Here is a 22355-nt window from a genome sequence, read left to right on the forward strand (position 1 = left end):
TAGAATGATCCAACACTCATCATTCGGTATGCAAGTTTACTGTCTTATAATAACTCATTACTGCAAAATCCTAATATTGATAATGATTACTCATTAATGATGATACGATTTATTATTACTATTTATTAAGGAATTATTATGTCTTTATTTGCCATTATTGGTCATGACGTTGCTAATAGTAGCGCACAACGGCAGACTACCCGTGCAGAGCACGTCGAGCGCCTGCAAGCATTAGACAGCGAACAACGGTTAATTATCGCCGGTCCGACACCTATTGAACATGGTAAAAGCGAGATGTCAGGCAGCTTAATCATTGCTGACTTTGACTCTCTTGAAGCAGCACAGACATGGGCGAACGCTGAGCCTTACTTGCGTGACGGTGTGTACAGTCATGTCGATATCAGACCCTTTATCCATACCTTACCCAAGCCCGATGACAGCGTATCAGACAAAGTAGCACAGTCGTGAATCAGTGCGCATCCTTGTCAAAAAGTCGCCACTATCAATGTAGCCTTGCTGCCGTCATGCTAATCGCGGCTATGTCAGCGCACGCTGCCCCCACCGTTACCAATACGAGTGCGAATACAGGTACGACTGATCCGTTGGCGGAACAAGCGGCTACCGCGCCAGTAACGACCCCAAACTCAAGCCTTGATATTAACAATACCTTGGCGGCACAGCTGCAACCCTCCAACAAGGCGCTAAATACCGCCAATCAAGAGTTACTCAGTCGTAATGCCCAACTCCAACGACAGGTCAATGACTTGCAAACCCAAGCCAATGTTTTGGTCTATGAGAGTAAAGGTCAGCTGTTTTTATATGGCGCATTCACGGTGTTAATCAGCTTATTGGTGGGTATTTTTGTGTCTTGGTTGGTGTTTGTACGCCGCGAACGTTGGTAATATCTGTTTTTATTGATTAAAGTTATTTGATTGTCTGTCTATACTTAACGGCACTTGGCTTAACGACACTTGATGGAATTCAATTTTTCTGACTCTTCACATATACAGTCAACCTAAAATAATATCCACAACAAAAACCGAGTGTAAGCCATACATGAGTATGGTCAGCGAGGTTAACGCTGTAGTGATTTTATTTTGGTCAGGCTGTAGCTAGCAACGCTCTTAAGAACTTCGCCATGTCTAACGCTCAACTAAATAACGCTGAACAGCAAAACGTCATTAGCCCTGCCAAGATTCACTGGCAGATGGATGATACGGGTAATAAAGTGCCTGTATCGGGCGAGTTTGGTGATGTTTACTTTTCAAATGCTGATGGTTTAGCAGAGTCACGTCATGTGTTTTTAGCGCACAATCAACTGCCAGAGCGACTAGCAAACCTTGTAGAAAAGCAGTGCTTTACGATCGCTGAACTGGGTTTTGGTACTGGGTTAAACCTCTTAGCGACTTGGCAGCTATGGCGACAGCTGCGGGACATGTACCCTCAATTAGCGACTGCTCGCCTGCATTTTATAACGACTGAAAAATATCCCATCCCGCTTGCAGATTTAACGCAGATCCTTGCCCTATGGGGACAGCGTGCACCTGAGCTTGCTGAATTCATTGAGCCACTACTAACAGCATACCCACCTCTCATCGCTGGCTGTCATCGTCTAAACTTCTTTGAGGACAATCTGACCGTCGATATATGGTTGGGTGATGCCGCCGATAGCTTAACCAAATTAGCCTTAGATACGTCTATTAAGCCTGCGCCCTACGTCAATGCTTGGTTTTTAGATGGCTTTGCGCCTTCCTGCAATAGTACCTTGTGGACAGATAGTATTTTTGCACAAATGCAGCGTTTATCGCGACCAACGACCACCGCTGCCACATATAGCTGTGCCGGTATCGTAAAACGTGGGCTGCAAAACTGTGGCTTTCAGATTAAAAAAGTGAAAGGCTTTGGTCGTAAGAATGAAATGCTAACGGCAATCATGCTAGATACTATAAATTTAAACGATGATAATAGCGATAGCGAGTCTGCCAAACCCACTAGCAACCTGCCCGCCCATACCATCGTTATTGGTGCTGGTGTCTCTGGGCTATTAATGGCTTGGTCGCTGGTCAATCGAGGTATTCAGGTCACCTTATTAGATAAATCAGCCCCCTTAGCAGGCGCTTCAGGTAACCCGCGCGCCTTGCTCGCTCCCAAGATGACACCCATTCATCATGTCGACGAACATCTGCATACCATAGGTTATCTCTATAGCAGCAGACTGTATCGAGCGCTCAATCAGACCGCCATGCAGCTCAGCAGAGCACCGATACTGGAACCGACTGGCGCGCTCGATTTATTAATCAAAGCCAATATCGGTACAGAGCAAATCGCTGATTATCCTGACGACATGGCAACCACGCTATTCTGCGAACAGGCGCAAGATGCGAGCGGCCTCAAAGCACAAGATTTATCAGAGAATTTGTACTTACCACAGTCTGGCTTGGTCAATCCACAAGCATTAAAGGATACTATCCTGACGCATCCGCTCATCCACTTTCAGCAGTTAGACGTTAAGAGTATTAGCGAAACAGAAGAAAGTGTCTGTATCGAAGGCGATAATCAGGATAAACAGATAATATCCATTAGCGCTGAAAATGTGGTAATTTGCGCTGCTTTTGAGAGTCATGAGCTGGACAAGCGTATTTTTGATTGCCGTAAAATTCGCGGTCAGCTTTCTTGGTTTACGCCCACAGTCGCACAGCTCACAAGCCTACCCAAAATTCCGCTCAAATATAGTGGCTACTGTGCATTATTTACCGCGCAAACAGATGATGAAACTTTAAATAATGTGATAGTGGGTGCGCCGTATTTATTACTAGGCGCGAGCTTTATACGTAATGATACAGACACGGATATTCGCGAGGAAGAGCATCAGATTAGCCGCGATAAACTAGTGACTGCCATTCCTGAGATGGACTCTGTCATTCCAACAAATCTCAGTTTGTGGCAAGGACGGGCGGGTATTCGCACTCAAACGCCGGATTATCATCCAATCGTTGGACAATTAGATCAAAGCAAACGGATGTGGGTCATGAGTGCGATGGGTGCTAAAGGGTATGCCATTGCACCAATATGTGCTGAAGCGCTGACAGATATGATGTTAGGAGCTTTTACCCCCTTATCAGCAGCGATGCTTGCGCGCCTGTCACCAAATCGTACGCGTTTACAAACACCGTTGACTTGAAAATTTTAGTCAAAGGTTTTAATCACCGCTTTCCATTCTAGATTTAACCGCACCAAAAAGTGATTTTCCAGACTCAGAGTGGTTCCTAATTTCTTTAGTAATATCTATTTCACTATTCTCATTAAATCCTGTTATAGGTGTAATCAGTTTGCGAACTTGCTCCTCATCACGAGTGTTTTTTTGAATGGTGACGGCTGCAAATAAGCTCAGCGTAAACGCCATCATATAAAAACCTCTCTCACTCAATATTAGCCCATCTGCATTTACGAGTCCAATCACAATGAGGGCAATAGATAATCCCAAAGCAGCCCAACTTATCATGTAATACAAATTAGTCGTTGGAATGCCTTCTGCACGATCACGAAGTGTTTTTTGTAAACTAATGGCTGCATACAAACCAAGCGCTAAAACAGCTAGATAGTAGCCTTTTTCATTTATCAACATGCTTTGTGCATTCCATAACCCAATCAAATATGCCAATACGCCTATTAGCATCGCACCCCAAGAGATACCTACATAAGTAGCTGTTGGCTTATAAGCTTCTAGCTGACTTCTAGTAGTTGTGTCGTTATTCATTACTATTCCTAAGTGTATGTAGACTAACATTTAATAACGAAGCACGACATTTATCGACCTCCGTTTTCTTTAACATAACACAATCGTATTATGTTGTAAGCTAAAATGTCTACTGATAAATCAAATACCGATTCATAAGTCAAACTAGATACCCGATGTTTTATGATAAAACATTCATAATAACAGCTCATCATATTGAGTATCACTCTATATCAATATGTCCAGACGCCTTGTTAATCGATTCTAAAAACTTGCCATTTGAAACAGTTTTGACCATTATACTTATTAACGACACATTGATACTCGACAATTAGTAAGAGACTTACTTAAATAAGCATAGATATTTTATTAAAAAGTATGGTGGTGAGCTAAAGTTAGTTATTATGATCAATACTTAATATACAAACTGACTCGTACCATTTACTGTGCGTAAATAAAGCACACTTATTGGATAATCACCTTATTATGAACAACCTTACTTTAACCCCACTAAAATCCAAATCCTACTATAAAGTAATTCCTGTTGTTCTCTTTAGTGCACTGCTATTGAGTGCCTGTCAAAAAACACCAGAACCTGAGACAGATAACGAGACAATCGCTGAGGTAGCAGTACAAACCACACCCGTGACTACCAATATTAATGTTAATACGGCCGCTGATAATGGTGAGGATACCGCAAAGCCTGAAGTAAATTCAGAACAAGATGTAAGCTTAACTGAGCTAGAAAATGACCTTGGTGCAACTGAGCCGTCAGTGAATAATGCTGGCATAGCGCCCAGTCCTGAACAAGCCATTAAAGGCGCGCAAATCACTGATGTTCGTTATAAAAATGCGGCTGGCGAATCACTCTCTGTCGTTTTTGAGACCTCGGCAGCGGGCGTGCTCAATGCTATCGTCACCTTACCGAACAAACCAAAAATGATTTTAAGCGCGCCTGAAGGTCAAGGCAATAACCCAACTTATCGATCAAGCGATGGCAGTATTCAGCTGGTCAGTCATGCGGGTGGCGGCACTATTGATCTTATTCGGAATAATAAAGTCACTAGCTTCGATGCTGTCAGTGCTGAAGCAGAGGTCATCACTGAGTAATATCTGAGACTGAATACTTATAAAAATTTGTCATAAAAAAGGCGACGCACGTTAATATTAGATAGTAACGTGTGCCGCTTTTTTTGGTCTTTTTACTTTCCTCTAGCCAAAACCAGTGGTCTTGCCAAACAGACTCACGAGCCAGCTAATCATTGCCCACAGTCCCCAGCCAATCACCACAATGACCATTACGCCGAGCATATCAGGGATATGTAAATACAACCAAGCAACAACTGGATTGCGCCAAAAAAAACCAAAGCGACTGCGCTGTTGCTTGTCTTCTAGTGATTGATGCAAAAACGGTCGATCCAGATGCATGGTTTCAGTGATGCCGTATTCGTCCTGTAGATGCTCATGCACGATACCTAAGGTTTTGCGACTGGGACGAATAAAGATATCGAGTAGCGTCCCAATACCAGGTACGATGCCAACCACCATATCGATGAGTGCCAATCTGACAGCTGGCGTCATTTTGTGCGCAGGCACACCCAGTTGACGACCTAATATAAAGGCATAGCTGGTTAATGCCAATCCTGCTAAATCTCCTGCCAGCGGAATGGTCGAAAGCGCCGCATCGGCACCCATTCCTTGTTTGGTAAAAGGCACACGTACGAGCGAATCCATCGTATTAGCAAACTTGGCCAATTTACGCTCAGTCGCGATGACTTGTGCGCGTGTTAGACCATGCTCAGCCAGCTTTGCCTGATAATCGATGACAGGTGCATTAGTATCAGCGCCCTTTTTCGCTTTTGACTTTGAGAGCTTCTTAAACTTATCCATTAAAAGTCGTCCATATACAAGCGATTGCTATGAGAGCAAAGACATAACGTCCCACCCATATATTGGCTAAAAATGCCTGAAAGCAAGCCAAAGCATTGCGACTGGCACAAGCGCTGTTTTGTTTGGAAAACATCATCGCCACTAACGCGAGCCCAAATACTGGTGTTATGCCTAACGTTGTCGGTGCAAAATAATGCCACATGACCGCGCCCATGATCAATAAAAACAGCATTTGAAGTATTGATATGATAATCACATCATAACGACCAAATAATATGGCCGTTGATTTGACCCCAATCTGCACATCATCCTCGCGGTCAGCCATGGCGTACTGAGTATCATAAGCCACTGTCCAGCACATGTAGGCGATAAACAACAGCCAGCACCAAACATCAGGAGCACCTTGTACCGCTACGTAAGCCATTGGTATCGCCCAGCCAAAAGCCGCTGCCAAAAACACTTGTGGCAAATGGGTAAAACGCTTCATAAATGGATAAATGAATGCCAATAACACTGCGCCAAGTGACCAGTAAAATACGGCTATCGGCAAAAAGAATAGCAAACTGGCACTGAGTAATACCAATACTAAAAAAGCAGCGATTGCTTCTTTAGCAGACAGACGCCCATCAGCGAGCGGGCGTCCTTTGGTGCGGGTTACATGACCATCCACCTTACGATCGGCAAAATCATTAATCGCACAACCTGCCGCCCGCATAAAAATCGCGCCGAGGGCAAAAAGCAAAAACATTTTAAGACTTGGCAGACCTGCCGTCGCTCCGTTCTGCTGCGCCTGACCCATGGCGGCCAACAGTACACCCCATAGCGTCGGCCACAGTAGCAGCTCAATACCTACAGGCTTATCAAAGCGCGTCAGCTGCATATAGGCATATAGCTTTTCTTTAAAACTCAAAGCGGAGTGAGTGTTAGTCATTGCAGTGTCATCTCTAAATATTCAGTATCTGAGCGTAATATCTCTACGCGTGGCAATTAGGCTTATTAAATAAGTAGACTTGTCATCGTCAAAAATCCATCAAACAAAATAGCCATCAAAACGTACGGCTTCATTATGCCAGCTTTCACTTGCTGGCTGATGCGCAAGTTGTGGTGCAAGTTGTGGACGCTTAACAACCACACGGCCCTGTACTTGTGTGTTTCGCCCATTTTGATGGACGACTGCTTGCGCAGATTGTAGCAATTGCAGCTCTTCGTCTGCTGTGGGCGGGAGCGCTAATTGGTGTAGTGCTTGCATATGCTTGCCTACTTTAGCGCCTTTACCTGTTTTGCTATCTTGATAGCTATTCTCTGGAAACATAGGATCCAAATAAACCACATCGATCAGCTTACTCTGATCAGCCGCTGATACATTATTCAAGCTGTCAAAATAACTGCGCGCATCGTTATTGATAATCTGCAAACGGCTCATCAGCTTTTGCCAATTTGCTAGCCCACTCATACGCTGCTGTTCTACTAACAATAACAATGCCATTAAAGGCTGTTGCTCTAGCATAATGACCTGTGCACCCGTGCTGGCCAATATCAAGCTGTCATGACCAAAACCAGCCGTCGCATCAATGACTATACTATTCGATGTGACTTTGGCCGCTTGCAATAATAGCTCAGACTTACGCCCCGCACTCACTACACGGCGTTGTAATTTATCCCATTCTGGCGCAACGCTCAATCCATCACTCAGCCATGAAAGCTTGTTTTTCTCATCTAACAAGAGAATAGGTTGAATTGATGTCTGGCTTAATTGCTGGCGACGTTTCTGATTGAGCTTATCAGTAAACAGCTCAACGTCTAAAATAATTGACAGTTGATGTACCGCAATCAGCGCTTGTATGCGCTCGACTTGGGCTTGCTGAGACTCGCTAACGTAGAGAAATTGGCAATGCATAAAGGTATTAGTTTTTTTAGACTCTTGGTGTAAAACGGTCATAACTGCTCCACCCTATTTACTGCTTCTAAGGCTAAAAAATATAGTGAAAATCTAGCCAGCCATTTGATAGCCAAAACCCCAAGCAGCGACCAAAACGATGACGCCAGTGATGATACGTAACCATGCAAATATTTTGAAATCACGACGACTGACCCAAGCGACCAGCAGGCGAATACAAAGTAAAGCCACCACAAATGATACGATCGTACCTATGCCTAAAACCAACCAGTCTTCACTATTAGTCAACACATCGTGGTGCTTGAGCAAATCCAATAATGCCGCACCGATAATGACCGGAATACCTAAAAAGAAGGAAAACTCAGCGGAAGCCTTACGCGATACACCCAACCATAGCGCGCCAATAATCGTCGCGCCTGAACGTGATGTCCCCGGTATCAATGCCAGACATTGCAGCAGACCAATCATCAAGGCTGTTTTTAAACTAACGTCTTCTGCTTCTTGCGCAATAGTCGCTTTGGGACGATTTTCTACATAGAATATCAGCAGACCACCGATAATCAGCATAATTGCCACGACGATAGGATTAAATAAATAGGCTTTGATTTCGTCCGCGAAGGTAAAGCCAACGATCATCACCGGAATAGTCGCAACAATTAAGCTCAATCCAAGCTGTCTTGGATTACTCATACCTTCTGCTTTACCGGTCAGTAGACCCATGAGCGCTTGCCAGAGTCTGTCCCAGTAATCATAAATGACGGCTAAGATAGCACCAAGCTGTACGACCACCACAAACAAATCGACTTTTTCTTTGGTCCAAAAGCCCATCAAATCCGCTGATAAAATTAAGTAGCCAGTACTAGAGATGGGTAAAAATTCAGTGATACCTTCAACGATACCCATGATGACAGCTTGAATTAATAAAATGATATCCACGATGGCTTTCCTAGATACAGACCTATTGGTTAGTACAGTTTTTAGTGTGTTGTTATATTTTACATAGCGTTAAAAATAATAGGGATTGACTACGCTTTACCTTGCTCTTTAAGGGTTTTCCAAGTTTGATTGCGAAGATACTTTGGTAGAGCTTGCGAGGCTTCTGTGCCGCCTGTCGCCACGAACTGAGCAATACCAAGCTGCCCTATTACGGTAGCCTCAGGGTGAATATCTGCCTGAATGATCTGACCGTCATGTAATGCTAATAGCGATGCACCATTGCCAGCGATAGGAATATTAAGCACTGTCTGGCTGTCATAATCGAGCAGCTGCTCGGTATCTTCACCATTTTCTTGATTAACCGCCTGCATCAGATTATCTGTTGCAACATATTGCCCAAAGTAAACTTGCTGCATACGCGCGTCAAGGGCGCTATACACGTCGGTCACACCATATTTCTGATACGCCGCTTGCGCAATCGCTTGTAGGCTTGAGACACCCACACAAGGAATATCATGAGCAACAGACAATGCTTGTACCACTGCCGTGTTGATCCGTATACCACTAAAGGCACCAGGGCCACGGTTAAATATCAAGGCTTGCAAATCAGCAAGGTTCAGCTTAGCCTCGGACAAAGCGGCATCAATCATCGGCAGAATTTGTTGGGTTTGCTGGCGTTTACCCGTCTCCGTATGACTCGATAGCACTTGACCACTGGCATCTAAAATCGCGATCGAGCACTGATCAAACACGGTATCCATTGCTAAAAACATCTTCACCTCATCCTATTCGCTTAGCATTATAAAACAGCGCCTATCATAGCATTTAGGATAAGCAAATTTTATGACTTTCTGCGTTTTTCATACTTAATCCATCAGAATGTAGTAGACATAAAAAACCCCAAGGCTATTTTTGCCATGGGGCTATCATTAAAACGGCTTATTGATCCGAGCAGATATTAATTAAAAACGCTTTTTAAAATCCTTTGGTGCTTGATGTTGCATTTCTTGCATTTGCTTTTGCATCTCTTCGGTGCTTGGCATGTTTTTTGGATCCAGACCCATCTGTTTGGCCATTTGTTGTGGGTTGACGTCTTTAGCGCCGCCTTGTTGACCGCCACCAAATAAAGGACCGCCACCGCCGCCACCAGCACCGCCGCCGCCCATCAATCCTTGCATCGATTTCATCATTTTACTGATGCCTTCAGGCTTGGAGATCATTTTCATCATTTTTGCCATTTGCTTGTGCTGCTTGAGCAAACGGTTGACGTCTTGAATCTCGCGACCAGAACCAGCAGCGATACGGCGCTTACGGCTCGGATTAATCTTATCAGGGTTTTTACGCTCAAATGGTGTCATCGAATTAATCAACGCTTCCATTTCACGTACTTTTTCTTCTGGCTTGGCATCTTCAACCGCTTTTTGCATATCTGAGCCGCCCATACCGGGCATCTTATCTAAGAAACCTGCCATGCCGCCCATGCTTTTCATTTGCTGAAACTGGGTCAAAAGATCCTCAAGGTCGAAATCACCGCCCTTTTGCATCTTTTTCGCCATTTTTTCGGCTTTGTCACGGTCGATTTTCTGCTCGACTTCTTCAACCAAACTCAGTACATCACCCATACCAAGAATACGCTGGGCAATACGTTCAGGATGGAATAGCTCTAACGCGTCTAATTTTTCACCACGACCTAAGAACTTAATCGGCTTACCAGTAATGGCGCGTACAGAAAGCGCCGCACCGCCGCGAGCATCGCCGTCCGTCTTGGTTAAGATCACACCCGTTAATGGCAAAGCATCGTTAAAGGCTTTGGCAGTATTGGCTGCATCTTGACCCGTCATCGCATCGACGACGAATAAGGTCTCAGATGGATTGACCGCTGCCGTTAACGCCTTAATCTCATCCATCATGTTGTCGTCAATATGCAGACGACCAGCGGTATCAATAATTAGAATATCTTGATACTGAATCTTGGCTTCTTCGATAGCGCGTAGTGCGATATCAATGGGGTTTTCATCGGTACTTGAATTCACAAACTTAGCATTCACTTGACCAGCCACTTGCTCAAGCTGGGCAATCGCTGCCGGACGGTAAACGTCAGCAGAAACTAGCATCACCTTTTTCTTATGACGCTCTTGTAAAAACTTCGCCAATTTACCGGCAGTAGTGGTTTTACCCGCCCCTTGCAAACCGGCTAGTAGATAAACCACTGGCGGCTTACCTGTCATTTCAAGCTGCTGATTGGCGCTGCCCATCATTTCCGTCAGCTCATCGTGGACGATTTTGACAAAGGCTTGCCCCGGTGCCAACTCTTTGAGCACTTCTGCGCCAAGCGCTTGCTCTTTGACGCGCTTTACAAAGTCACGGGTGACTGGTAGCGCCACGTCGGCTTCTAGCAGCGCCATGCGTACTTCACGCAGCGTGTCTTTGATATTGTCTTCAGTCAGTTGCCCAGTCCCTACGATATTGCGCAGGCTCGACGATAAGCGTTCTGTTAAGGTATCAAACATAAATAACTCTCAGTTAAAATAATTCGCAATTAAAATAATTGTTAGGTAAACCATGCCAATGGCTTATAAATAATATTAGGGTGTGTTTTTACGTTAATGGTCGCAATTTAAGCAAATAAAACAGCATATTATCAATACTATAGCATTAAGGTGATTAAAAACTTATAGACGTTTTGCAAAATAGTTGCTGGGTAAACTCTTCAGTTACCGATACAAGATCTTATTTATCATGCCATCGCTCAGCATTTATGAGGAATAAATAAGATGACACTCAATTGGCTGCCATTTTATGATAAATTGGACGATTATTCTAATCATTCTGACACGATCACTTTAGCATTATATTGAGCGGCTATCTTACGCTCATAAAGAGATGAGGCTTTTTACCTGTGCACCTTGCATTCTTACTTGCTAGTATGGCTTATATCATCGTCAGCTTCCACATCGGCTGGGCGCTTATTCAGGATAAACCTATCCATAAAAGCATCAGTTTGGGCTTGCTATTGGTCGGCATGCTCGCACACGCGACGCTACTCTATCCGTACGTCGTTACCTTATACGGGCTAAATTTTAATTTATTTAATGTGTTTAGCCTGACCAGTCTGTTTTTCTTATTCTTTTATGTGCTGTTCTGTCTTTATCGCCCCATTCTTAGCCTCGGAATTTTGGCAGCACCGACTGCCCTGATAGGCATGACGATCGGCTATATAGGCCGCGCTCCTTATCAACCGCTCACGGATATTAGCGTTGGTCTTGAGGCGCATATCTTATTATCACTGGCCGCCTATTGTGTGCTGCTGATGGCAGCGCTGCAAGCGCTATTTTTGCGGCTACAAATCCGTGAACTGAAGCATCAAACTATCCATCGCTTTTGGGTCAATAAATTGCCATCACTGCAAAGTATGGAGAGTCTATTGTTCGATATGCTGTTGGTAGGATTCGTCCTACTAAGTATTGCTCTGGGCATCGGATTTATTTATGTAGAAGACTTGATGGCACAGCATATTGTGCATAAAACCGTGTTTAGCCTGCTATCTTGGTTATTATTTGGCGCGCTACTGTTCGGTAATTGGCGCGCTGGCTGGCGTGGTAAACGTGCGGCTAACATCACCATTTATGCCTTTATCCTACTAGCCATTGGCTTCGTCGGCAGCAAATTTGTGTTAGAGATGCTTTTATAAACTTAGCTTTAAAACCGTAGTGTGATTAAAAGTGGAGCCGCCAATATTATTATTTAATACTACTGGCGGCTTTTTATTAACTCTATTTTTAATGCTTTCTTCTAACTCTAAAACCGCTCTAATTAAAAACCACTGTCTTGTTACCAGTCACAATGACGCGATTTTGCACATGCCAGTTGACGGCACGTGCCAACACATTGCGCTCGATATCACGCCCAATAGCCCGCAACTCTACCACACCTTGACGATGCGTCACACGGTGCACATCTTGCTCAATGATAGGCCCTTGATCCAACTCTGCAGTGACATAATGCGCAGTCGCACCGATAAGCTTGACGCCTTTATCATAAGCTTGACGATACGGGTCAGCACCGACGAAGGCTGGCAAGAACGAATGATGAATATTGATAATTTGCATCGGCCAGCGCTTCACAAAATCAGACGACAATATCTGCATATAGCGCGCCAATACTAGCAAGTCATTGCCTGCCATTAGCTCATGAATCTGCTCTTCTGCCTCTGCTTTATTGTCCTTGGTCACTGGCACATAATGAAAGGGTATACCAAAGTTTTCTACTGCTTGGCGTAAATCTTCATGGTTGCTAACGACAGAGGTTATCTCGCAATCGAGTAATCCACGCTGGTGGCGCCATAATAAATCCAGTAAAGCATGATCAAACTTGGAGACCAAAATACCGACTTTGGTTTGAATAGCATTATCGTGTAAGCGCCAAGTCATATTGTGACGCTTGGCAACCGTATGCCCAAAGCTGGCTTCAAAATTATCAATGATGTCGCTTAACCCTGATAGCGCAAACTCTAAGCGCATAAAATACTGTCCGCCTTCATGAGCAGTTGAATACTGATCAAGAGTAATGATGTTGCCACCATAGCGATGAATAAACTCGGATACCGCTTGCACGATACCGGCTTGATCTTTACATTTAATCAAAAGAGTAGCGGTATCAATGGCAGGGTTAACAGAGGTATTGTTAGAAGATGAAGCTGTTATTGTGGTATCTGATGTCTTATTACTTAACATAGTGCGCCCAATCTAAAAAATTAATCAAAACTTACTACTGGTTTTAGAATCTATTCGTAGTATAAGAAAACAGCTATTTTAGTCGCTTTTACGATATTTTGCTGACTGAGTTGGTTGTTTTTAGTTATTAAGATTCATAACGTAAAAACCCCCAACGCGAGGTTAGGGGTTTTTGGTAATAAGGCCATTCAGCCTATTAACTCATTGCTAGTATTATTCGACTTTGATGGTTTTGGTAAAACCTGCGCCATTACTAACGATTCCTAACGTAGCGCCTAATTCAAACGCTTGATTGAAGTCTACAATATAGCTGTTGTAACCCTGTGACTGTGCATCTGGGCTAATGCCATTGATCGATACAGCATAGCTCGGCTGATATGGAGAAAGTATAACTTTCGTGGTATCTTTTTCAGCGTTGATATTGACACTTAGGCTATTCACGCAGGTTGCGTTGCCTGAACCGAATGGACTGGCATCAGCGATCCAAGGACTGAATAGGGTATTGCCAGTGATATCTAGATCACTTTCCAAATACGGTAGCGAGTAATTCAAACTTTGAGTATTCTCACTCCCATTTAGGAAGGTTGAGGCATCAAACCTTACTTTTACCCAGTTTGAATAGCGGATAGGATAGCGAATCTCGAAATCAGCACGACCTTCTTCATCCGTCACAAACGAGTAACCGTCGTCAGCGAATGTTCCGCCGATGATAGCGACTGGATTAATAGTATCAAGTACAGTGTTATTGTTTACATCATCATCGTTATCTAAGATGTAGTTATATTCTGGGCTGTCCTCACTTGTGATCCAGTTAGACTGTAGTAGGACAGATGTCTTCTCAGAGAACGTTTTAGGTTCTGGCGTATTGACATTGCCATCTACATCTACAGTATCAGCCTCTTGATACAAGATACTGCTATCAAGTAGACACACTCGACCCTGTGCATATTCAACTGCATAAGATTTGATGGATACCTCTTTGTCAGCGACCGCTTTTCCTGAGCCATCCATAACCGATATCGAGCCACGTACGGTATAGTAAATATCGTCAGAGGATATCTTGTTAGCGAACGTCAATGTCGTATAAACCGCATCTTTTGAGACGGTAATATTGATAGGCTTACTGCCAATATTGGTAGGGTCTCTCAGTAGACGAGCGTTAATAGTCACCCCATTGATCGGTGAGCTGGCGTTTGCCAAATACACCACACGTGCCTGACCTTTGCTATCAGTGATGGCAGTGGCTGCAGACAAACGTCCTGCTGACGAATCAGCATCGCGACTGAATACCACGGTTTGCCCTTCAACAGGCACATCGTTTTTATCTTTGACCGTTGCCACAAGCTCAGTGCTACTACCTGGCGTGATGACTGATTTGACAGCTTGGAACAACATCTTAGCTGGCGTGGTGGCTCTAAAACGCGTATCTACGGTTGTTTGATACTTGAGCTGACTATTGCTCATCTCGCCAAGCACTGTCGCTTGCAATACTGCAGTACCAGCAAGTGTCGATGTCAGTACGACTGGAACTGTAATGATATTACCTTGAATATTGGCAGCTGTTATCGCTTTGGTTGAGATGACACTATTATTGCCAAATGTTCCAATCGTCGTCTGCACTTCCAAACGCTTACCAAGCAACGCAGTCGCTTCGGCTGTAGAGTTAGTACGAATTTGTATGTTGATATTTTGGGCAACATTGACATCATAAACGTCTTCGATATTGATGAAGCTAATACCTGCTTGCGATACCTTGACCAAATCAACACTACTGGTACTGCGCTGAATCGTTAATGCGCGCTCACCCGAGGCTCTTACAAAGACACGTAAATTACCGTTATTATCAAAAACCAAGTCACTTTCATTGACAGTAAAGCTGGCTTTACCATCTGTATCAGTAGTCGTATCATCTGCAATGACTTCACCTTCGCTATCAACAAGCTCTACTTTGGCATTGGCAATCGCGCGCCCTGCTCCATCCGTTAAGATAGATGACAAAGTGGTCGTACTATTATCTTTTAGATTTGTTTCAGATGCCGTTAGTGTGAGCGTAGTCCCGATTGCAGATAAACTTAGTGATTTTTGTTCACGTACTTGCATACTGACAGTACCATTAGCATCATATTGCGGCGTGACGATCTTAGCATTGATAACGACACTGTGATTTAGGCGAGCATTGATACTGTTGGCTGCCAACAATACACCGACATCAACCCTGCCAGCCTCATCGCTTATAACCGTACTTGACGTGGTCAGTGCGGCACCGCTTGACTCTAAGTTTTCGATACTTAGCTGTACTGGTACGCCTATGAGTATGCCGCCCTGACTGTCTGTTACGACAAACGAGGCTTGCGTTTGGTCGCCGCCTGTAGTCAATGTTGGCTTATCAGATGATGCCAATAGCTGATAGCTCTCAATTGTTGCAGTATCTACTGCGACAATGTAGTTTTGCTCTAACTCAACATTTTCAGCAGTCGTTGTGGTCGCCGTCAAACGAATGCCAGCTTCTAAAATCGCTTGATTAACGTTAGCACCACCTTCAAGTGTCAGGTTAAATGTCGCCACACCATCACTGTTAGTATTAGCAGTACCATTGGAAACGCTAACGCCTGTTCTTAAAGGATCATCAACATTTAAACTTACTTCGCGATTGGCGACAGCGCCATCTTCATTCTCTAAACGAACGAATACTTTAAAAGTATCACCTTTGGTATTGACGACTTTATTTGCGCCTATAGTTAAGCTTTCTTTTGTACCGTTTACATCTGGTGTCACAGTTGTGACATTGGCGGCTTGAGTAACAATGTTGCCGTTAATGTCAGCAGCAGATAAAGCAATACTAATGCTACTACCGATAGCAGATTTTTGTGATTCAGTTAAGTTATTGGGCACGGCGATAGTGAATACAGCTTTACCCGAACTGTCAGTCGTTTGACTATCAGATACCAAGGTAACTCCTTTACTAGCAACAGAAGCTGGCAGTGCAAGGAAAACTTTTTGACCAGTAACTACGTTACCTTTTTTGTCTTTTGTCACTACTTCAATCTGTGTTTCACCACCGTTTAAGTTTAGAGCTTTTGATGAATTAACAAGCAAAGAAATAGCAGAAGCCATAGACTGGACTTTGACATTAACTTGCTGCTTTTTACCTGTTAGTGTCTCAGTCAAAGTCGCTGTCAAAACTTCTGTACTTAGCGCAGCTTTTTGCTCAGCAGTCAGATCGTTTGAAACCACGACATTGAAGCTAACGAGACCATTTTCATTTGTATTTGCAGTGATATTAGAAGAGCCGATTTGACCGTTGACCGTCAGCAATCCTGCTAATGCACTATTATTAAACACTAACTTAATAGGCTGATTGGCAATTTGCTCACCAGAAGACTGGTCATTCAACTGGGCTTGTATGCTAGCATTACTACCAACGTTATTGAGGATATAGCCTGCTTGGCTGTTAATATTATTGGTAGCATTCAGAATATTTAGAGTGACCACTGGAGTGATAATGGTGACTTTTGTGGCTGCAGAGTTATAGACAATACCATTTTCAACATAAGACAATTGATAGTTAATACCAGTATTTTTAAGGTCGGCACGTTCAGCGGCTGTTAGATCATTTGGTATATTAACCGCAAATAAGGCATCACCATTGAAGTCAGTCATCGCCGACTGAGTGACAGTGACTCCATAACTAAGTGCCTTGGCTCCCAATTGAATAGTAATTTCTTTATCTGAAACTGGCTTAACATTGCTACCTTTAGTCGTAAGCTTAACATTGATATTGCCGTTACCACCTAGCTCACTGATAGATGGTGTCGCAATAGAAGCAAACTGAATGCTGGTTACTGGCTGCTCAACTTTGATATTTCCTGGCAACCTAGACTGAGTACCATCCTCGTCCGTTATTACCGCTGTATAACCAATGCCCGACTTTATCAAATTTTCACGTTGCGTTGGCGTTAAGCTTTTGCTGATGCCAATACTAAATTCTGCTATTCCACTACTATTAGTAATCAGCTCATTACCGATAATAGTAATTCCAGTACTTGTACTTTGATCTAACACTACTTTGACTGTACGACCCACTGCTGCACTACCGTTCTTACGTTTACCAGCAACCTGCAATTTGAACTGCTCTGCTAGCGCGCTAACCGTTGCAGGCAAGCTTTGTACTGACAATTGGATATCGCTCTGGCCTATGTCTGAACCAATACGAATCTTTTCGCTACTGACAGAGCTAGGTACTCCTGAAGATTCTATGATGCTTGCTGTTAAAGCAAATGTTGTCGCCTTTTCTAACTGCAGTTTCTGATCTTCTGTCAAGTTGTTAGGCACTCTTACTGTGTAGCTAACTTCACCTTTACTATCTGTTACTTGCTCAGAATTATTCTGTAGCGTTAGTAGACCAGCATCAGCTAAGCCTTTCGGTAAGCTTGCTGTAACTTTCTGACCTGCAATGATGCCACCGCGATCATTGTTGACACGGAAGCTAATAACGGCACTACCACCTGAGCTTGATAGTTCCTTCTTATTGCTTTCATTAAAGTTGATTTTATATTCTGCAGTAGGTAGATAAACTGTGCTAGAAGCTGTTTTTGAGGTTGACGAACGATTAGGCTCAGTTAAAACAACCGTATAACTAATGCCATCTTTGATAAGAGTTTTGCGGTCAGCCGCGCTCACAGTAGCATCAACATTCAAAGTCACATTGGCTTGGCCTTGAGCGTCTAAAGTCACTTTACTAGTGCTTAGGCTTACTCCGGTCAATCCATTATTAAGTTTGATGGTAGCCGTTGATCCATTGATAGCTGTCGGTACTTTGGCATTTTTGGCAGTAGCAGTAATAGCAATAGTTTGGCTGTCACCATAAGCACTAAGACGACTAGAACTACCAGCCACTGTTAACGCATAATCAGAAACGGGGAGCGCTGCTTTAAACTCACCTTTGGTTTCTTTAGTAGCGCCATTTTCTTCTGCAATATTGATAGCATAAGCGATGGTTTTACCTACTAGCGCTGTACGATCAGCGACTGATAATTTATCATCAACTTGAATCGTAAAAGTAGCTAAACCGTTAGCATCAGTAACTGTAGTACTACCACCAACGATAGCAACTCCTTTGACGTTGGCAATACCCAAGCCAACCGCTACATCTTTGACACGAGCACCCTTGCTATTTTTGGCAATCACACTAAGGGTTGCTGTGTCACCATATACGTTTAAGACGTTATTGGAGACCGAACTGGTAGTCAACGAAGTACTTATATCAAGCTCACTTTCGATAACTTGAGTACCATCACCACTGCCTTCTCTACTTACCGAAACTTTTAGCTCTTGCGGTGCGATAGCTGTACCATCTGCTTTATTGGCAGTCGCCACTAAAGTAAAGCCTTCTGCTATTAGCCTATCTTTATCAGCGACAGCTTGTGGGTTGAGCTTGAGCGTATATATAGCATTACCATCGTTATCAGTAGTTTGGGTACTCTGGCCTTCGATAGTAATACCATTAGTTTCAGAATTGACTACTTGCAAGGTCACTGCTTTACCAGCCATCGCTCCACCAGAACTCACTTCGGCAGCTTTGACAGTGACACTAAAGTTCGTTTGCTCATTGGATAGCTCAATAATAGTAGGCGCTGTACTGAGTTTTTGTAAAAAGAAATCAGGTTCAACACTTGGGACTTGCTCACCGCCACCGTCAGTACCACCACCCGTCCCAGGTTGCGTTACACCCAAATCAGGTGCAGGTGCAATAGAATCTACTGTGTCACTATCGCCACCACCACCGCAACCTGCTAGGGCTAATGCGCAAGTCAAAGACGTGAGTTGAAAAAGCTTAGAAGTAAAGGGTAATGAGCTATATGACATGTTTTGAACTCCGCATCGGCAGTAATTTTTCGAGCAAATAAGTAAAATAACATTACACAGAATCATGATAGATTGGCAATGATACATAGATTTACATTAAAGCCAGTTGTATTAACAGATTGTATTAATTTTATAACAGCAACTTTACTGACTTTTGTTATAACTTACAACTAAAAATTAACCTTTACCGTTAAATAATCAATCACATAGTTCCCTCATTTCAGGTATAATAGCTCGCGTTGAAGCAGACAATTATCATAAAAATATTTGAGTATTCATTACTTTTATGGTATAAATGTCGGCTTTAAAATTTTCTGAATTGGTTAGCCTGTTATTTGCCTTTAGATGACAGTCATATCAGCTCAACCTTCATATAGTTTTGTTTGGTGCAAAGCTGCCGCTTGCTGTGTCCATGCCGCAAATACGTGCAACTTGCCCAGACTGGTATGAGAAAAACTCATACCTCATAGATTAGGAGTTCGCCATGTCTAGAGTTTGCCAAGTGACTGGAAAGCGCCCTATGGTGGGTAATAATGTTTCGCACGCAAACAACAAAACCCGTCGTCGCTTTCTACCAAACCTTCATAACCATCGTTTTTGGGTAGAGTCTGAAAATCGTTTTGTACGTCTACGTGTGTCTACCAAAGGTATGCGCACCATTGACAAACTTGGTATCGATAAAGTGTTAGCAGATATGCGCGCACAAGGTCAAAAAGTATAAGTGACGACTGGTAGCTTAAGGACATCGATTATCTTTGTCACTTAAGCTGCTATTCTGCTACATTTATTGTAGCCATTTAATTTTTTAGATCCGTACCTATCGTTTGAAGACCCCTCATTTACAGGAAAGCTATCATGAGAGATAAAATTAAGTTAGTATCAACTGCTGGTACTGGGTATTACTACACCACTACCAAAAACAAGCGCACTATGCCTGGCAAAATGGAAATCAAAAAGTTTGATCCAAAAGTACGCCAGCATGTGATCTTTAAAGAAGCTAAAATCAAATAATTGCTGTTATTTGAACAAAAAAAGGGTATATCAATTGATATACCCTTTTTTTATTGCTGACGTTTTGACTATTTGCGCTTAACTTGCCTTACTAACTTGCTCGCTATTATTAATAGCCATACAGAAACAGCTATGCAGATTAGATTAACTATAGTGTGTTGGCTCTTTATCATAGACATGCGCATGCCATTGGCTCATCTGCTTTTGCATGATAACTTGAATCGCCGCATGAATCATGTGCTGACCTATCGCTTGCGTATCACTACCAAGCAACTCTTTTAGTTTTTCAGAAAAATCAATGGTCATCAGCGGCGCTTCATCTTGTTCAGCGTCACGCAATAACAATCGACCATCATCCGCCTCTACTAGCTCGAGTGTGGTCTCTTTGGCAAATCCTGCAAATTGATCGGTACTTTCGTTGTCTACTTCTATTTCATTATCAATGTCGTATGGCATTCACGTTATCCTTATTATCCCGTTTATCGCTGCAAAGAAACCCTAATAATTCATTTAATAAAGCTAACATTTGACAGTAACGCGGGTAAAACTATCTTACTCATACAATGGACGCTTTGACCTTAGAATTCAAGGGCTGTCACGCAAGTCTTACATATCAATGCAACTTTCACCTGCTGACGCTGCAAACCAATTAACGCCAATAGCGTAGTTTTGCGATGGTAAATAAGAAGGCCACAAACATGCCGAGGTAATACATGAGCTTTAACTCTAACGTCGGATCTCGATATTTAAACGGCAAGGCAACGGTGGCGGTAGCCGTCGGAAATATCAACAGCATAAGCAGCCAGTTTTCGATGACATTTAGCCAGCCTTGAAAATCTGTACCATGACGCAGTGATGCCAACCCTAACAGCAGACACGCGATAATTAAGCTGGTAAATAAGCCATTTGGTAAGTCTTTTGGATAAATAATGTTAGCAATCTTGGTCGGTATGATTCGCATGTAAAATTCCAGTCATGCTTATAGAGCATGACTTAATGATGAAAAAGTGTGTAAAAACCGCTTATAAAAAATATTGCCATATTAAGGTCTGTTGAACATTCAAATATTAGGACTGCTGATCGCTAAAATCGCATCAAACTAGGCGTAAACCGACGATAATGTCGAGACCTTAGCTAGGTTTATAACAACGTTTGAGGTGATTTTAGCATCAGCCTTTCAGGGCAGGGCTATTTTTTGCCAATACATGGCGAAATTGTCTACCCTAGAATAACTAGGCGTCAAAAATTTCACTGCGTATTGTCTAAAAAATAGACACTGCCAGTACCACATTTGCATGTTTAACAAACCCTAATCATCAGTCGGTATCATATAATGAATAAAAATTCTAAAGATAGACTTATACGTATATTAGTAGGATATGTCGGACTCTATCCAACACTCCTAATTGTATTAACGTTATTGAAGCCTGTGACTCAAGGATTAAGCCTGCCAGTGGTGGTATTAATTGAAACGATCATACTCGTTCCGTTGACACAGCTAGTGTCCTTCCCACTAGCAGGCTGGGTCATTGAGCGTCTAAGCAGAAAAAAGTGATCGTTTTTCGCAGTGTTCACTGGTAAACCATCATATTATTCCAGCTCTTCAATCAACTGCTTCATCTCAGCGATTTCACGCTTTTGTGCTTTTATAATATCGTCAGCGAGCTGTTGTACACGCGGATCTTCAATATCAGCGCGACTACTGGTAAGAATAGCAATCGAGTGATGCGGTATCATCGCTTGCATCCAATCGACTTGATCGACAGTTGCTTGTGATCGCACGCCCCAAATACCAACAGCAAACATCAATACGCTCAGACCATAAATCATTAAGTTGACCTTGGTCTTCTTATACATATTGGTCATAAATGCCAACATGACCACTGCCATACCGGCACCCATGTAGAGCGCCATATAAGCTCGGGTTTCACTAAAGTAAATATGATCCCATTCATAAGTATTGAAATACATCATGATGTACATCACAATCGTAGACGTCACAATCATCAGGGTGAACTTTACATAAGGGTTCATGCCCTGTTGATGATCCATGTTGTTTTGATCTGAAGTATTCATAGTATATCTCCTATTATTTTAATAATTGGTGTAATGGACATTTTTCATGCTGACGTAGGGTCTAACGCTATATACTGTCTATATTTCCAAGGAATCAACGCCATGAATCAAAAAACTGCCCTTTTTGTAGTGATAAACACACCAAGAAGAATGGACGTAAGCTTGGCAAACAGCAGTATCAATGTCTAGCTTGCAGGCGGCAGTTTTAGGT

20 protein-coding genes are annotated in these 22355 nt (G+C 42.9%); 8 read left to right on the top strand and 12 right to left on the bottom strand.

The annotated features are described in order from the left end of the window. Positions 1–138 precede the first annotated feature (138 nt). The 3 genes from RH96_RS12230 (at position 139) to mnmD (ending at position 3181) form a co-directional block, all read left to right on the top strand. Entirely contained in the window at positions 139–468 is a 330-nt protein-coding gene (locus RH96_RS12230) for a YciI family protein (RefSeq protein ID WP_010201376.1), read from the top strand. 14 nt (positions 469–482) lie between these two features. Then, positions 483–902 (top strand): hypothetical protein, encoded by a 420-nt coding sequence (locus RH96_RS12235; protein ID WP_227500969.1) that lies wholly within the window; start codon positions 483–485, stop codon positions 900–902. Positions 903–1138: 236 nt separating this feature from the next. Next, the gene (mnmD, locus tag RH96_RS12240; RefSeq protein WP_010201381.1) at positions 1139–3181 is read left to right on the top strand and encodes a tRNA (5-methylaminomethyl-2-thiouridine)(34)-methyltransferase MnmD; all 2043 of its coding nucleotides are present in this window, start codon (positions 1139–1141) and stop codon (positions 3179–3181) included. Between the two features lie 18 nt (positions 3182–3199). Here mnmD and yiaA read toward each other — a convergent pair whose 3' ends face one another. Continuing rightward, entirely contained in the window at positions 3200–3757 is a 558-nt protein-coding gene (yiaA, locus tag RH96_RS12245) for an inner membrane protein YiaA (protein ID WP_010201382.1), read from the bottom strand. Between the two features lie 465 nt (positions 3758–4222). Here yiaA and RH96_RS12250 point away from each other — a divergent pair, with 465 nt between their 5' ends. Next, positions 4223–4846, top strand: a complete 624-nt coding sequence (locus tag RH96_RS12250) for a hypothetical protein (RefSeq protein WP_010201384.1) — start codon at positions 4223–4225, stop codon at positions 4844–4846. A 102-nt stretch (positions 4847–4948) separates the two neighbouring features. On the opposite strand, the gene RH96_RS12255 is transcribed toward RH96_RS12250, so the two are convergent. The 6 genes from RH96_RS12255 to ffh form a co-directional block, all read right to left on the bottom strand. After that, positions 4949–5626: a DUF4112 domain-containing protein gene (locus RH96_RS12255; protein WP_010201386.1), complete on the bottom strand. Its 678-nt coding sequence runs from the start codon at positions 5624–5626 to the stop codon at positions 4949–4951. Then, on the bottom strand, positions 5619–6557 hold the full coding sequence (gene ubiA, locus RH96_RS12260) for a 4-hydroxybenzoate octaprenyltransferase (RefSeq protein ID WP_010201391.1): 939 nt from the start codon (positions 6555–6557) through the stop codon (positions 5619–5621). Before ubiA ends, RH96_RS12255 begins: the two co-directional genes overlap by 8 nt. 99 nt (positions 6558–6656) lie before the next feature. Continuing rightward, positions 6657–7565 carry a class I SAM-dependent methyltransferase gene (locus tag RH96_RS12265; protein WP_010201392.1) on the bottom strand — a complete coding sequence of 303 codons (909 nt, stop codon included), beginning with the start codon at positions 7563–7565 and terminating at the stop codon, positions 6657–6659. A 51-nt stretch (positions 7566–7616) separates the two neighbouring features. Continuing rightward, a complete protein-coding gene (locus tag RH96_RS12270; protein WP_010201393.1) occupies positions 7617–8459 on the bottom strand; it encodes an undecaprenyl-diphosphate phosphatase in 843 nt (280 codons plus the stop codon). Between the two features lie 89 nt (positions 8460–8548). After that, positions 8549–9232, bottom strand: coding sequence for a tRNA (adenosine(37)-N6)-threonylcarbamoyltransferase complex dimerization subunit type 1 TsaB (gene tsaB, locus RH96_RS12275; RefSeq protein WP_010201394.1), 684 nt, complete (start codon positions 9230–9232; stop codon positions 8549–8551). Between the two features lie 189 nt (positions 9233–9421). Next, positions 9422–10969 carry a signal recognition particle protein gene (ffh, locus tag RH96_RS12280; protein ID WP_010201395.1) on the bottom strand — a complete coding sequence of 516 codons (1548 nt, stop codon included), beginning with the start codon at positions 10967–10969 and terminating at the stop codon, positions 9422–9424. Positions 10970–11358: 389 nt separating this feature from the next. Here ffh and RH96_RS12285 point away from each other — a divergent pair, with 389 nt between their 5' ends. Then, positions 11359–12150, top strand: coding sequence for an inner membrane protein YpjD (locus RH96_RS12285; protein WP_010201396.1), 792 nt, complete (start codon positions 11359–11361; stop codon positions 12148–12150). A 118-nt stretch (positions 12151–12268) separates the two neighbouring features. On the opposite strand, the gene purU is transcribed toward RH96_RS12285, so the two are convergent. Continuing rightward, positions 12269–13192: a formyltetrahydrofolate deformylase gene (purU, locus tag RH96_RS12290; RefSeq protein WP_010201397.1), complete on the bottom strand. Its 924-nt coding sequence runs from the start codon at positions 13190–13192 to the stop codon at positions 12269–12271. A 213-nt stretch (positions 13193–13405) separates the two neighbouring features. Further along, complete coding sequence (locus RH96_RS12295; RefSeq protein WP_010201398.1) at positions 13406–19057, bottom strand: beta strand repeat-containing protein; 5652 nt, start codon at positions 19055–19057, stop codon at positions 13406–13408. Between the two features lie 484 nt (positions 19058–19541). Here RH96_RS12295 and rpmB point away from each other — a divergent pair, with 484 nt between their 5' ends. Continuing rightward, positions 19542–19778 carry a 50S ribosomal protein L28 gene (gene rpmB / locus RH96_RS12305; protein ID WP_010201401.1) on the top strand — a complete coding sequence of 79 codons (237 nt, stop codon included), beginning with the start codon at positions 19542–19544 and terminating at the stop codon, positions 19776–19778. Positions 19779–19912: 134 nt separating this feature from the next. After that, on the top strand, positions 19913–20068 hold the full coding sequence (gene rpmG / locus RH96_RS12310) for a 50S ribosomal protein L33 (RefSeq protein ID WP_010201403.1): 156 nt from the start codon (positions 19913–19915) through the stop codon (positions 20066–20068). Positions 20069–20212: 144 nt separating this feature from the next. On the opposite strand, the gene RH96_RS12315 is transcribed toward rpmG, so the two are convergent. Continuing rightward, the gene (locus RH96_RS12315; RefSeq protein WP_010201404.1) at positions 20213–20524 is read right to left on the bottom strand and encodes a hypothetical protein; all 312 of its coding nucleotides are present in this window, start codon (positions 20522–20524) and stop codon (positions 20213–20215) included. A 193-nt stretch (positions 20525–20717) separates the two neighbouring features. After that, positions 20718–21029 (bottom strand): hypothetical protein, encoded by a 312-nt coding sequence (locus tag RH96_RS12320; protein ID WP_010201409.1) that lies wholly within the window; start codon positions 21027–21029, stop codon positions 20718–20720. A 372-nt stretch (positions 21030–21401) separates the two neighbouring features. Here RH96_RS12320 and RH96_RS14855 point away from each other — a divergent pair, with 372 nt between their 5' ends. Next, positions 21402–21623, top strand: coding sequence for a hypothetical protein (locus RH96_RS14855; RefSeq protein ID WP_081501601.1), 222 nt, complete (start codon positions 21402–21404; stop codon positions 21621–21623). A gap of 35 nt (positions 21624–21658) precedes the next feature. On the opposite strand, the gene RH96_RS12325 is transcribed toward RH96_RS14855, so the two are convergent. Next, a complete protein-coding gene (locus RH96_RS12325; protein WP_010201411.1) occupies positions 21659–22144 on the bottom strand; it encodes a DUF305 domain-containing protein in 486 nt (161 codons plus the stop codon). Positions 22145–22355: the final 211 nt, after the last annotated feature.

The organism is Psychrobacter sp. PAMC 21119, from assembly GCF_000247495.1.
Lineage (GTDB): Bacteria > Pseudomonadota > Gammaproteobacteria > Pseudomonadales > Moraxellaceae > Psychrobacter > Psychrobacter glaciei.